This window comes from Flavobacterium palustre (genome assembly GCF_014639535.1).
GTDB classification, from domain to species: Bacteria; Bacteroidota; Bacteroidia; order Flavobacteriales; family Flavobacteriaceae; genus Flavobacterium; species Flavobacterium palustre.
The window spans coordinates 298696-313532 of sequence record NZ_BMGA01000002.1 but is presented as its reverse complement, the minus strand read 5'-3'; the positions used below and the strand labels follow the sequence as shown (position 1 = coordinate 313532).

The following is a 14837-nucleotide window of genomic DNA, read 5'->3' as shown; positions in this document are numbered from 1 at the left end:
ACAAAATCGAGACCCTAAAAAATTTACAATTTAGGGTCTCGCTAAATCTTCTCAATCCTTACAAACAGTCGTACTAACAACCAGTTCAATACTTGTTCAGAATATGTACATCTTGTTTGTTATCCTTTAGAAAATTAAATTGAATACTAATTAAAAGGTCACCACCATGAAAGCAAAAATCACTTTACACATTTATGCGAAAACCACAAAAGCTAATGCAGCTGGACAATTACCAATTTATATTCGATTAACTGTTGATGGCCAACGTTTCGAATTTAGTTCCAAGAAATTTATTGAAAAATCCAAATGGTCTCCAGAACTATCCAAAATGAAAGGTAGTTCGGAAGAAGCTAGAACAATAAATAACTATCTTGATTTGATGAGATCTAAAGTTTTTGATATTCAAATGGAACTAATCCATAAAAATGAAGAATTATCCCTGGAGAATTTCAAATCAAGAATACTAGGAACCCATCAACGTGAGCGAATGATAATTCCAATTTATCAAAATCACAATGATAAAATTGAAGAACTTATCGGGAATGGATATGCTTATGGTACATTAGAACGCTTCAAAATATCTTTGAAACACTTGCAAGAATTTATTTTGTGGAAATATAATATTGCTGATATAAGCATTAATAAAATTGATTATGCCTTTGTAACCGAATTTGAATTCTACTTACGAAGCGTTAAAAAATGTAATAACAATACAGCCGTAAAATATGTTAGGAATTTCAGAAAAATAATCAAGATCTGTTTGGATAACGATTGGTTAGATAAAAATCCTTGCAGTCGTTACGAAGGAAAAATGAAAGAAGTAGAACGTGATTTTCTTACTGAAGGAGAGCTTAATAAAATTTACAACAAACGGTTTTCATCTGAGCGATTAACACTAGTTAAGGATATTTTTATATTCTCGTGTTACACCGGTTTAGCTTATGTTGATGTAAAAGGTTTGAAGAAAGATCATATTGGAATTGGAATTGATGGACAGAAATGGATATTCAAAAACCGCCAGAAAACCGATACCAAGTCCAAAATCCCTATACTGCCAATCGCAGAAGAATTAATTCAAAAATATGCCAGTCATCCAAAGTGTTTAAATGAGGATAGTATTTTACCGATTTTGACCAATCAAAAAATGAATGCTTATCTCAAAGAAATTGGAGATCTATGCGATATTTCAAAAGAAATCACTTTCCATATGGCAAGACATACATTTGCAACATCTGTAACACTTACAAATGGCGTTCCTATTGAAACTGTAAGCAAAATGTTGGGACATAAAAATATTCAAACGACCCAACATTATGCTAAAATCCTTGATAAAAAAGTAAGTGAGGATATGAAAAATCTTCGTGATAAATTTTCAAATAATGCAACTACTCAGCAGCAAAAACAATTCAATTAAAACCTTTAAGGTTAAATTGTTAAAACTAAAAAGTATGAAATTTCTAAAAATAAGTGGAAACTCCAAGGCTAAATCCATCGGTAGTTGCCGGTGGGTTACCTAAAATATCACGTTGTTTTTGAAAACGGTAATTTAATCTAAAAACGGTTTGTGCTGTCGGGCGGAAACTTATTGCTGGCATTACACTCCAAATTTCGTCTCCTATATTTTCACCAGTTTCATTAAAACGTCCAACATTCCAATCAACATATTCCAATCGACAAGCAAGATTTAATACTGCATTTTCCCAGCCTAAAATATTTTTTTTCAATAATGGCTGAACAATATCCATAAATCCTCCAAATTGTTTAGAGCCAAATTGTTGCCCATAGGTGCTCGGAACATCCACTTTGATCCATGCCAGTTCTGATGTTATAAAAGTTTTAATTTTAGGAAGAGTGGTATTGTAGTCTAAAGCAAAAATTCTAACACGTCTTTTTTTGTCTATAATCATACCGTCATCTTGATATTTATTGTAAACCCCTCCCATATAGGAAAGTCCCAACTCTCCCAATTTTAGGTTTCGAATAGCTATTTTTCCTGTAAACAAGGGTACTCCGCTATTTATCTCCTCAAAACGTTCCGGATTATTTTTGGCAGCTGGAAGAAACGTTTTATTCTCAGTATTTTCAATTATCGAATTATCGAAACTTCCTGAAAAATAAGCCTCATATCCAAGCATCCAATCGTCTTTGTATTTTTTTCCAAAAAAACCAGCACCTGCATTGCTAAAAGTACTCGGTAACATTTGTGTTGCTGAAAGGGGTCTGTCTGTAAATTCCCATTTTGGACCATCATGATTCTGATTGAAAGCCCCAATAGGATTCATGATTATACCTCCTCTAAAATTAACCAAGGGATGAAATTCAACATCGACAGAGGCAAATTCTATGGCAATTTCCTTTCCACCTTCTTCAAATTCGATTTCACTTAAAAACTTCACGCGTTTACTGATTGCGGATGACATAAATACAGTTAATCGTCTGGCTTGAAATTGATGTCCCTCAGAAACTCCATCCGTATAAAGATGTTGCCAATTGGCTTCCAGATAACCTCCAACGGCTATGGGGGTTTTCCCAATATTTAAAAAAGGACGGTTGTAAACCGCATCCATGTTTAAAGATTGCCTTGTGCTGTTTACAGGTTCTTTTTTTAACAAAACAGGATCAACTTGGGAATAAAAATTTAGGGAAAATAAAAGGGTTATGTAGAGGAATTTTAATCTCATTTTAATGATATTTTAAGGGTGTTGTTGTCTATTGTAATTGGAAAGTTTCTTAAATTTCTGTCAGCGGGACCATTTTCAACATTTCCTCTGTTACTAAATTCACTCCCATGTGCCGCACATTGTAATTTATCGCCAAAAACCTGTAATTCGGTTCCTTGGTGAGTACATTGCATTAATAATGCACTGTAATTATTCGTATCAAAACGATATACACAAATAGGATATTGAAGTTTTTCGTTTTGGATGATTACGTATTTTTTATATTTTGTTGTTTTGCTGTTTTTGATTTCAAAATCAGTTAACGGAACCAAAATATCAGAATCAACTATCTCTTTTTCCAAAACCCGGGAAGAACTACAACTTTGTAAAAAAGTAGCAGCAGTAATTCCGGCTAAACAACCAAAACCACAGGTTTTTAAAAATTCTTTTCTGTCCATAATTACAATGATTTAATAAATTTAAGTAAAGCCTCTTTTTCCGATTGAGAAAGTTTCAGATAGTTTGTTTTACTGTTAGTTGCTTCACCACCATGCATCAAAATGGCTTCTTCAATACTTCTTGCCCTTCCGTCATGCATCAGGAAATGGTTTCCGCCCTGAGAACCTTCAGAAAGTCCTATTCCCCATAAAGGAGGGGTTCTCCATTCATGCGTTTTTGCATTTCCTTCGGTATAGCCATCGTCTAAACCGCTTCCCATATCATGTAGTAATAAATCGGTATAAGGAGCAAATGTTTTATAGGAAAGAGCTTTAATAGGTGAATGACCTGTCTTTAATTCAGATTTATGGCAACCTGTACAATTGATTTGATTAAAAACAGTTGCTCCCTGTTTTACAATAGCATCATTTTGATTGCGTTGTATAGGGGCTTTTAATGTTTGCAGGTAAAAAACAACGTCATTTACAGTGCTGGTGGCTACTTCAGGGTCAATTTCCAGATTCGTATATACATCAATCGGTCTGAATACGGATGTTATCCCCATATCTTGGTTGTAGGCGTTTGCAGTTTGATGTAATAAACTATGGGCAGCTGCTTTTTTACCATAACGACCTATGTATTTCCCATTTTGAGAAATTGCAGTTGATGAAGGAATTACAAAATCAGGTATGTCTATCCAGTTTGGAACTCCAGATATTCCATCGCCATCACTGTCGTTTGGATCTGCCATTGCTAAAATATCAGCATCGGTAACAAATTGTATAAACCCTAAACCTGTATTTGCTGGTGGGGTAAACTTAGCAAAAGTAGCTCCGGCAGGAATTTGTTCAGGCATGAATCCGGGTAATCCTCTGTTTTGTAATTGTGGTGCTCCTTGGTGTAGGAATAAATTTCCTGTTTCGTCAATTTGTCCAAAACGGGTAAGTGTGGTAGAAGGATGTCCTTTACCATCACCGGCATGACAACTGATGCAACTTGTCGCAACAAATGTAGGTCCAAGTCCCGTTTCGCGTGTGAATACCTCATTGAATGCCACGTCACCTTTTAAGAAACGGGCTAATTCTTCGTGTGTTAGTCCTTCTACTGTTCCATCTAAAACTTCCTCATCAGCAGGGATATCAGTATAGGTAGGTTCACAGGATGTTAAACCAATCAAAAGAAACAAAGCAACTAAAGGGAAGTGTGAAATTTTAATTTTCATTACTCTAAATTTTATTTTTAGACAAAACTAAATAAATATTTAGAATAATAAAGTATTTGCTAAAGTATTTTTTTCTAGTGCATTAGTTATATTTTTATAGTACTTAAATAATTCCCTTTTAAATCACAAAATAATGAAGGATAAGCAAAAAGCAATTACTGCATACAGCGTTATAATAATAGTTTTTATATGCTAATTGTATTAGTTGAAAACAGATGGAAGGATTACGCATTATTTTTTATATCCATTCCAAATAATTATTTACAATAAAAATAAAAATTGCTACTTTTACAGCAGTGAAATTTACAAACACCATATTATCAATTATTTTTCTAATACTTTCGTGTTTGCCGTGTGCAGATATAGAAGTAAATAGTGCTGCGCATACTAAAACAGAATTAGCTTCCAACCACGACGAACATTCTCACGATAAAGAACACGATTTATGCTCGCCATTTTGTATTTGCAGCTGCTGTGGTTCACAAATGGCAAGTTACTCACAATCTATAATTATTGACTTTCCAATACCTTCTATCGGTATTAAAACACAATTGCCTACATACAAATCAATTTTGTCTTCCAATTTCTACGGAAGTATTTGGCAGCCACCACAAATAGTATAATGATGCCCGAGTAATTTCGGGTTAGAAAGTTGTGACCTTATCACAAATATTAGCAAATATTCTATTTGCTCATTTCTAATTCATTATATATTTTCAATGTTAGACAAAATCATACAATTTAGTATAAAGAACAAGTTCATTATACTATTACTTACCTTAATGCTTATTGCTTGGGGTAGTTATTCTCTTAAAAATTTACCGCTGGATGCCTTGCCGGATGTTACCAATAATCAGGTACAAATTATTACTACTGCGCCAACTTTGGCCAGTCAGGAAGTAGAACAATTAATTACCTACCCTTTGGAACAAGCTGTAAAAACAGTTCCAAAAGTAATCGAACTTCGCAGTATTTCGCGTTTCGGCTTATCGGTTGTTACAGTTGTCTTTAAAGACGATGTAGATATTTATTGGGCAAGAGAACAAATTTTTCAACGGTTGAATCAAGCCAAAGAAAACATTCCGGCTTATGCAGGTTCACCAGAATTAGCTCCTATTTCTACAGGTCTTGGAGAAATATATCAATATGATGTATATGCTAAAAAAGGATATGAAAACAAATATGATGCGGTAAAATTAAGAACAATTCAAGATTGGATTATTATTCCGCAATTACAAGGAATTGAAGGTGTTGCCGAAGTAAGTACTTGGGGTGGAAAATTAAAACAATATGAAATCGCTGTAAATCCTAATAAGCTCAACAGTTTAAATATAACTATTACAGATATTTTTGAAGCTCTTGAAAAAAACAATCAAAATACTGGTGGAGCCTATATTGAAAAAGACCAATATGCCTATTTCATCCGTGGCGTTGGTATGGCAACAGGTATCAAAGATTTAGAAAATGTTGTAGTTAACAATAAAAATGGCTCACCAATTTTAATACGAAATGTAGCCGAAGTTAGAGAAGGAATTTCACTGAGATATGGAGCTTCTACTAAAGACGGTAAAGGAGAAATTGTTTCTGGATTAGCCTTAATGCTAAAAGGAGCAAATTCAAGTGCAGTTGTAGATAGAATCCAAGAAAAAATGATTCAAATCAACAAAAGCCTACCCGAAGGTGTAGTTGCCGAAGCCTTTATAGATAGAGGAAAATTAGTAGATAATGTGATAGGTACGGTTGCAAAAAATTTACTGGAAGGTGCCTTGATTGTAATTTTTGTTTTGATACTGTTTCTTGGAAATTTACGAGCTGGATTAATTGTAGCTTCTGTAATCCCGTTAGCGATGCTTTTCGCTGTGATACTAATGAATTATTTTGGAGTAAGTGGAAACCTAATGAGTTTGGGAGCAATCGATTTTGGAATTATTGTCGATGGTGCTGTTATAATTGTCGAAGCTACAATGCATCATTTGCAAAAACTTAAAAGACAAAAAGATTTAAGCCAGGCAGAAATGGATAGTGAGGTGTATAAATCAGCTTCAAAAATCCGTAACAGTGCAGCATTCGGAGAAATCATTATTTTAATTGTGTACCTGCCAATATTAGCATTAGTAGGAACTGAAGGTAAAATGTTTAAGCCAATGGCAATGACAGTAGGATTTGCAGTAATCGGAGCATTTATTCTTTCTTTGACTTATGTGCCTATGATGAGCGCAATGTTTCTATCAAAAAACACCGAACACAAACCCAACTTTAGCGATAGAATGATGGTTTGGTTTGAAAAAAAATATGCCCCCCTTTTAGATAAAGCTTTGCGTTTCAAAAAAGCTGTTTTGGCAATTTCATTAGGTTTATTTGTTCTGGCAATTATAATTTTCAAAAATATGGGTGGCGAATTTATTCCTACTATTGAAGAAGGAGATTTAGCTATAAACGCTACCATTATGACTGGAAGTTCGCTTACGCAAATGGTAAAAACGACCACAGAATATGAAAAAAATCTAAAAGCAAAATTCCCTGAAATAAAAACCATTGTAACCAAAATTGGTAGTGGTGAAATACCAACCGACCCGATGCCAATAGAAAGTGGCGATTTGATTATTGTTTTAAAAGACAAATCCGAATGGACTTCTGCTGATAATTGGGAAGATTTAGCCAATATGATGAAAGAAGAAATGGAAGCCATCCCTGGTGCAACCATAGAAATTTCGCAACCTATTCAAATGCGTTTCAACGAATTAATGACTGGAAGCAGAAGTGATATTGCTATTAAAATCTTTGGGGATGATTTAGAAATATTGGATGCTAAAGCCAAGGAATTGATTTCCAAAGTCAATAAAATTGAAGGAATTGGAGATTTAAAAGCAGATAAAGTAACAGGTTTACCTCAAATAACGGTAAAATACGATTACAACAAAATTGCATTGTATGGATTAAATATTTCAGATATCAATCAAATATTGCGTTCTTCTTTTGCAGGAGAAAGTGCAGGTAAAATCTATGAAGAAAGCAAACGATTTGATGTTGTGGTTAGAATGGATGTAGCTAATCGTAGTGATATTGCTGATGTGAGTAATTTATTTATTCCATTACCAAACGGTCAACAAGTGCCGCTCTCACAAGTAGCAACAGTTGCTTATGAACAAGGACCTGTACAAGTTAGCCGTGAGGATGGTAAACGTAGAATTACCGTTGGGTTAAACGTTCGTGGTCGAGACATAAAAAGCGTTGTCGAGGAAATTCAACAAAAATTAGACAAGGATTTCAAACTTCCTGCTGGGTATTATGTTACTTATGGCGGACAATTTGAAAACCTGATTGAAGCCACTAAAAGACTTTCTGTGGCTTTGCCTATTGCATTAGGATTAATAATGGTTTTGTTATTTTTTACTTTCAATAGTTTCAAACAAGCGGGATTAATATTTACAGCTATTCCACTATCTGCCATTGGTGGTGTTTTTGCACTGTGGATGCGGGGAATGCCTTTTAGTATTTCGGCAGGAATTGGATTTATAGCCCTATTTGGAATTGCAGTATTGAACGGAATTGTATTAATTTCCTATTTCAATCAGCTTAAAACAGAAGGAATAACTGATCCTTTACAAAGAGTTTTAATTGGTACAAAAACACGTTTACGCCCAGTTTTAATGACAGCTGCTGTAGCTTCTTTAGGCTTTATGCCGATGGCACTATCCACAAGCGGCGGAGCTGAAGTTCAAAAACCATTAGCAACCGTTGTAATTGGCGGATTATTATCAGCCACATTATTAACCCTGATTGTTCTACCAATACTTTATTTGTTATTTGAAAAAGGAATTAAAGGAAGAAAAAAAATGAAAACACCAATAATTACCCTAATTATTTTGTTGATAAGCAGCTTTTCTTTTGCTCAAAATAGTCAACCTATTTCACTACAAAAAGCAATCGAAATGGCAAAAATAAATAACATCGATTTGAAAATTGCCGACAAGGAAATTGAAAAACAGACTGTTCTTAAAAAAACAGCTTTGCAAGTAGATCCTTTGCAAGTGCAATACCAAGGAGGACAATTCAATAGTGTCGATTACGACCATAATGTTTCCATACAACAATATTTTCCGATTGGAAGAATTACAAAAGCCAACCGACAATTACAGGAAGAATTGGTAAAACTAGCAGAAAAGAGAAAAGCATTATCCGAATATGAAATTGAAAAAGCAGTAACAATTGCCTACTATCAATATTTATACGGAGTTTCTATTCAAAAACTAAATACAGACTTGTTAGCCGTTTATTCAAAATTCCTCAAAAATGCGGAGCTTCGTTTTGAAACTGGAGAAAGCGGAAAAATTGAAGTAATTAGTGCCAAAGCAAAATCGAAAGAAATTGAAACACAACAAGCCCAACTCGAATTTGATTTAGCTATTTATCAAAAGCAATTGCAGTTTTTTATTCAAACCGAAGAAAATATTGTTCCCGATAATACAACACCAATGCAGTTTTCAATGCAATCGAATGAAAGCCAGTCAAAAGCAGAAAATTTAGTGAGTGATTATTACACACAACAAATTTCGGTGTATCAGAAAGAAGCAAATACATTTAAAACATTGCGAACACCAAAGTTAGGATTGGGCTATTTTGGGCAAACGATTGATACCAAATCTTATTTTCAAGGATTTACCGCTGGTTTACAAATTCCTTTATTTGGTGGTGTAAATTCGGCTAAAGCTAAAGCATCCGCCATAAGTATTTCACAATCACAATTAGAATTAGATAAAAACAAACTGGCTTTGAAATTGAAAATGCAGGAATTGAAAAATGATTTTGATAAGCAACAAAAGGCATTAGACTATTATCAAAAGGAAGGTTTGCAATATGCAGAACAAATCATTGCTACAGCTCAAAAGAGTTATGCTAATGGTGATATGAGTTATTGGTCATACATCAGTTTCCTCAATCAGGCTATTGACATCAAAAAGCAAAATGCCGAAGCTACTAATGCTTACAATCAAAGTGCTATTCAATTGCAATTTCCATCCATTTCTAACAACTAAAATTTCTCAATAATGAAAAATATATTTTTAAAACAAAATAACAAACTAGGCTATTTATTCAATCTCTTTTTTCTGTTTTCTATTCTCTTAACTCTAAATTCTTGTGGAGAAAAGAAAACGGAAGAAGCTCACGAAGAGGAGAAATCCGAAACCGAAGTGGTATTAACTGCTGCACAATTTAAAACAGTTGGTATTCAAACAGGTTCTTTAGAAAACAGGAATCTTAATTTAGTGATAAAAGCCAATGGCTACACTACAGTTCCACCACAAAATATGGCAAATATATCTACCTTAATTGGCGGAACGGTTAAAGATATTTTGGTTCTGGAAGGTACATTTGTCAACAAAGGAAAAGTACTGGCTACTATTCAGAATTTGGAAGTAGTTGAAATGCAGGAAGATTATAATTCGGCTATTGCTAATATCGAATACTTGCAATTAGAATACAATCGTCAGAAAACATTGAGTGATGAAAATGTAAATCCTAGAAAAGTGCTTCAGGAAGTAAAGGCAAAATTAGCTGTAGAAAGAGCAAGAGCAAAAGCAGCAAAAAACAAATTGCAAGCCTTGAATATGAACACATCTGGATCAAGTTTAGTGCCAATAGTTTCACCAATATCGGGCTATGTTGGAAAAATAAGTATTGCCAAAGGAGCATATGCTGAAACAGGAACAACCCTTTTTGAAGTGGTTGATAATAGCCAAATGCATTTGGATTTGAATGTGTATGAAAAAGATTTAGGTTCTATTTCTGTGGGACAAACTATAGATTTTATCTTAACAAACCAAGGTAATAAATCCATCAAAGGAAAAATATTTGGTATCAATAAATCATTTTCAAACGAAAGTAAAACTGTCGCAGTTCACGCCAAAATAAATCCGGCTGATTCCAAGGATTTAATTTCAGGGATGTATGTTTCTGCCAATATCAATATCACAAATCAAACGGTTCAAGCGTTGCCAAAAGATGCTATCGTTAGAAATGGAGATAAATATTACATTTATATTCAAGAAGAACATCAAGAAGAAGCACCAAAAGCAAAAGAAGAAGCACATAATCCCAAAAAAGATGAAGCTCATTCTGAACACGTTGAAGGTGAAGAAGAAGGTCATAATGAAGTTCACTTCAAAGCCATCGAGGTTGTCCCAGGAACTACAGATTTAGGATATACCGAAGTCAAATTGGTTAATGAATTACCTGCTAATGCAAAAATTGTAATCAAAGGTGCTTTTTATTTATTGGCAGCTATGAAAGGTGGCGGAGAGCACGATCATTAATAACGAGTCAAAAAATATGAAACTAAAATCAAACATCGACAAATTGGGAACAATAGGCCTTTTCATTATGGCACTATTTTCCCCTTGTTGTTTTCCATTATTTGCTTTTGTGGCATCAGCACTAGGACTTGGAAGTATCGAACTATTAGGAGGTTGGACAATGTGGATTTTTCAAGCGATGGTTTTAATTTCAATCGGAGGACTTTTCATTTCTTTCCGAAAACATCTTTGTTTGTATCCTTTGCTAATTGCTATTCCGAGTGGAATAGTAATATTCTTTGCTTATTATTTTAGCAAAATAGAAAATTCAACTTATTTAATCTATACCGGAATGTTTGGACTTCTTATTGCTACAATCGTAAATTATTACCATAATAAACTTCATGGAAACTGCAAAACTTGTACAACCTATGAAGGAAAAACGGTTGAATTAAAATCAACTTTAACTTGTCCCAACTGCGGACACAAAAAAGAGGAATTAATGCCAACCGATGCTTGTCAATTCTTTTACGAATGCGAAAAATGTAAAACAATACTCAAACCATTAGAGGGTGATTGCTGTGTTTATTGTAGCTATGGTTCCGTAAAATGTCCGCCAATACAAGCGGGAGATAATTGTTGTTAACATATATATAAAATGAAACATCAACACAAATACGATGCAAACGGTAAACAGCTTTGTTGCAACTTGGAAGAAAAAATAAATAACAACACAAATAAACAAACAGGATGTTGTTCTTCTCATAATGAGCCGGAAAATCATGCTGACGGTGATGGTCACAATCATTCAGAAACAAATCAATCTTATTTCCAAATTTTCTTGCCGGCAATCATAAGTTTTGTTTTATTAGTTGTTGCCATTGGTTTTGACAATTATTTTCCACAAACTTGGTTTACAGCCTGGGTGCGAATTAGTTGGTATATTGTGGCATACCTACCCGTAGGTTTTCCTGTAATTAAAGAAGCTTTTGAAAGCATTCGTAACGATGAATTTTTTTCAGAGTTTTTATTGATGACTATTGCAACTATTGGAGCATTTGCTATTGGCGAATATCCTGAAGGTGTTGCTGTTATGCTGTTTTATGCTATTGGCGAAATATTTCAAACACTCGCAGTTCAAAGAGCAAAAAAGAATATCAAATTATTATTGGATCAAAGACCAGATACAGCAACAGTAATTGGAAAAGGAAATACTATTTCTAAAAAAGCTTCCGAAATAACCATTGGAGAAATTATTCAATTAAAACCAGGAGAAAAACTGGCATTAGACGGAAAGTTACTCTCTGATACAGCTTCGTTCAACACCGCAGCCCTTACAGGAGAAAGCAAGCCAGATACAAAACAAAATGATGACATCGTTCTTGCCGGAATGATAAATCTGAATAAAGTTGTTTTAGTCGAAGTAACAACTGCCTATACCGATAGTAAATTATCTAAAATTCTCGAAATGGTACAGGAAGCTACCGCTAAAAAAGCACCAACGGAACTGTTTATTCGAAAATTTGCTAAAATATACACACCTATAGTTGTGTTTTTAGCAATCGCTATTTGTTTAATTCCAATGCTATTTATCGAAAACTACGTTTTCAGCGATTGGTTATACAGAGCTTTAATTTTCTTGGTTATTTCTTGTCCTTGTGCATTAGTAATTTCCATTCCGTTGGGATATTTTGGAGGAATTGGAGCAGCGAGTAATAACGGAATATTATTTAAAGGTTCTAGTTTTCTCGATATAATGGCAGCTATTCAAGTCGTTGTTATGGATAAAACGGGAACACTAACCAAAGGCGTTTTCAAAGTTCAAAAAGTTGAAGTAGTAGATATTACCGAAGCCGATTTAGTGAAATTCACAGCAGCATTAGAAACCAAATCAACACACCCTGTAGGGGCAGCTATTATAGAATATGCCAAAGGTTCAGAAAAAAATGTGGTTGTAACCGATGTTGAAGAAATAGCAGGACATGGATTAAAAGGGAAAGTGGACGGAAACGAAATCTTAGCTGGAAATATAAAATTGATGAAGAAATTCAATATCAGTTATGATGTCGAAATCGATAATACACCTTTCACGATTATTGTTATTGCTATCAATCAAAAATATGCAGGATATTTTCTAATTGCAGACGAAATCAAAGAAGATGCTAAACAAACTATTGAAAGTTTGCATAGAATAAATGTAAAAACAGTAATGCTTTCGGGCGATAAACAAGCCGTTGTCGATGCTGTTGCCAAAGAGTTAAATATCGATCAGGCCTATGGTGATTTATTACCTGAAAACAAAGTCGAAAAAGTAGAGGAATTGAAATTACAAAACCTGAAAATTGCGTTTGTGGGCGATGGTGTAAACGATGCTCCAGTAGTTGCTCTGGCCGATGCCGGTATAGCAATGGGCGGTTTAGGAAGTGATGCAACAATTGAAACTGCTGACATTGTTATTCAAAACGATCAACCTCATAAAATATTTACAGCTATTAACATTGGAAAACAGACTAAGAAAATTGTTTATCAAAACATTGGTTTGGCATTTGCTGTAAAAGCAATTGTACTTAGTCTTGGCGCGGGAGGTTTAGCCACAATGTGGGAAGCTGTTTTTGCAGATGTAGGTGTTGCAATGTTAGCTATTTTGAATGCAATTAGAATACAGCGAATGAAGTTTTAATATTTAAAATAAATTCTATATTAAAACATGGTATATAGTCGATGTAGGAGGATAGTCAAATCAGAGTCAAAAAAATATTACTAATCAATTAATAAAGAATATAATTATTTAAGTAATGTATTTTCTGAAACAGAAAGCAAAACGATAAGGCAATTTTATATTGACCATAAAATTGAAAAAATAACAGAATGTCTTTCTGGTAATGGTACTTTGAAAAATATTTTTCATTCTTCTTTATTTAGAATAACTTTAAATTGACATGTGTTTTTAATTACTGATTTGTACATTTGTAAAAAATTAAATTCATTTTGCTTAACTCATTTTATGTATGTGATAAAAAGAAGGTGTTATTTGATTATAGTAAATTAGCCCAATAAATCAAACGAATAGATTTCATTCTTTTCATTGAATTAAATTGAAAATAAGAACAATAATGATAGAGGTTTTTCAAACATTGAAAGAAGTAATCAAAGTTACCTTGAGTAATTTTTCAGAAGCGGATAACCGCCTTTATTTTTTCTATCTGGTTTCATCTGGAGTGATTGCCTATTTTGTATATTTCAAAACCAACCAAAAGGGCTCTTTCCTCAATTATATTTTCAACAAAAAAACCTGGTTAAGTAAATCAGCTAAAGTTGATTATTTAATGTTGTTTTTTAACAGTATCATTAAAGTGGTACTAATTGGCCCTTATCTGGCTTTTGGATTTTATTTAGCTTTTTATACCGATGATTTTTTAGCTAGAACTTTTGGTTACGAAACGATAACTTTAAGCATAACACAAACCTTATTTTTTTATACTCTTACCATAACATTATTGGGAGATTTCACGACTTATGTTATCCATTATCTCATGCACCGTTTTGAATTTCTGTGGGAATTTCACAAGATTCACCATGCGGCGACCACGCTCAATCCTGTAACCCAATATCGCATTCATCCCGTAGAACTGATTCTGGTAAATATCAAGGAAACTCTCGTTTTTGGATTGGTTATGGGACTCTTTGATTATTTGTCGGCACATCAGGTTCATGCGATTACTTATTTGGGCATCAATATTCTGTCCTTTTTATTTATGTTTTTGGGAGCCAATTTGCGTCATTCAAGCGTAAAACTCAAATATTTTAATTTTATTGAGTATATATTCATGAGCCCTTACCAACATCAGATTCATCACAGTAATCATCCGGAGCATTTTGATCGTAATATGGGATCAAAACTGTCCATTTGGGATTGGATGTTTGGTACCTTACTACGCTCGAAACAAGTGGACAAAATAACCTTCGGAATTAGTAAAGAAATTGATCAACAAAAAAAATACGAATCATTTTCCAATAATTTGTTGCTGCCTTTTGTAAGTATTTACAAGATAATTACAAATAAATTTTTACACTAAAATGTTGTTTTTATGTTTTACAAGGAAAGTATATATATATAAAATACTGAATATTAATTTGTTAAAAATTTATATTTATTTATTCTAAATAATTATTGAAAATTTAAAATACGTTCTTATATTTGCGAAAAAATATTTTAATTCAATC

At 33.5% G+C, this 14837-nt stretch carries 9 protein-coding genes and 2 pseudogenes; 8 read left to right on the top strand and 3 right to left on the bottom strand.

Annotation, left to right across the window (positions count from 1 at the left end):
- Positions 1-166: 166 nt before the first annotated feature.
- Entirely contained in the window at positions 167-1414 is a 1248-nt protein-coding gene (locus tag IEV84_RS06150; RefSeq protein WP_188493418.1) for a site-specific integrase, read from the top strand.
- A 43-nt stretch (positions 1415-1457) separates the two neighbouring features.
- Here IEV84_RS06150 and IEV84_RS06145 read toward each other — a convergent pair whose 3' ends face one another.
- From IEV84_RS06145 to IEV84_RS06135, 3 genes are read right to left on the bottom strand one after another with little or no spacing between them, the layout of a single operon-like run.
- The gene (locus tag IEV84_RS06145; protein WP_188493417.1) at positions 1458-2681 is read right to left on the bottom strand and encodes a hypothetical protein; all 1224 of its coding nucleotides are present in this window, start codon (positions 2679-2681) and stop codon (positions 1458-1460) included.
- On the bottom strand, positions 2678-3118 hold the full coding sequence (locus tag IEV84_RS06140) for a QcrA and Rieske domain-containing protein (protein WP_188493416.1): 441 nt from the start codon (positions 3116-3118) through the stop codon (positions 2678-2680). The genes IEV84_RS06145 and IEV84_RS06140 overlap by 4 nt, the downstream gene beginning before the upstream one ends.
- Before the next feature lie 2 nt (positions 3119-3120).
- Positions 3121-4320 (bottom strand): di-heme oxidoredictase family protein, encoded by a 1200-nt coding sequence (locus IEV84_RS06135; protein WP_188493415.1) that lies wholly within the window; start codon positions 4318-4320, stop codon positions 3121-3123.
- Between the two features lie 296 nt (positions 4321-4616).
- Between IEV84_RS06135 and IEV84_RS06130 the strand changes: the two genes are divergently transcribed.
- From IEV84_RS06130 to IEV84_RS06105, 7 genes and pseudogenes are all read left to right on the top strand, one after another.
- Positions 4617-4943 (top strand): DUF6660 family protein, encoded by a 327-nt coding sequence (locus tag IEV84_RS06130; protein ID WP_306451714.1) that lies wholly within the window; start codon positions 4617-4619, stop codon positions 4941-4943.
- A 96-nt stretch (positions 4944-5039) separates the two neighbouring features.
- Positions 5040-9356 (top strand): CusA/CzcA family heavy metal efflux RND transporter, encoded by a 4317-nt coding sequence (locus IEV84_RS06125; RefSeq protein ID WP_188493413.1) that lies wholly within the window; start codon positions 5040-5042, stop codon positions 9354-9356.
- Between the two features lie 12 nt (positions 9357-9368).
- Positions 9369-10634: an efflux RND transporter periplasmic adaptor subunit gene (locus IEV84_RS06120; RefSeq protein WP_188493412.1), complete on the top strand. Its 1266-nt coding sequence runs from the start codon at positions 9369-9371 to the stop codon at positions 10632-10634.
- Between the two features lie 16 nt (positions 10635-10650).
- Positions 10651-10989 (top strand): annotated as a pseudogene (locus IEV84_RS16490) (MerC domain-containing protein); the annotation flags it as partial.
- 69 nt (positions 10990-11058) lie between these two features.
- Positions 11059-11259, top strand: a pseudogene (locus tag IEV84_RS16485) (GDCCVxC domain-containing (seleno)protein); the annotation flags it as partial.
- Positions 11260-11271: 12 nt separating this feature from the next.
- The gene (locus tag IEV84_RS06110) at positions 11272-13293 is read left to right on the top strand and encodes a heavy metal translocating P-type ATPase (RefSeq protein ID WP_188493410.1); all 2022 of its coding nucleotides are present in this window, start codon (positions 11272-11274) and stop codon (positions 13291-13293) included.
- Positions 13294-13726: 433 nt separating this feature from the next.
- Positions 13727-14689, top strand: a complete 963-nt coding sequence (locus tag IEV84_RS06105) for a sterol desaturase family protein (protein WP_188493409.1) — start codon at positions 13727-13729, stop codon at positions 14687-14689.
- Positions 14690-14837: the final 148 nt, after the last annotated feature.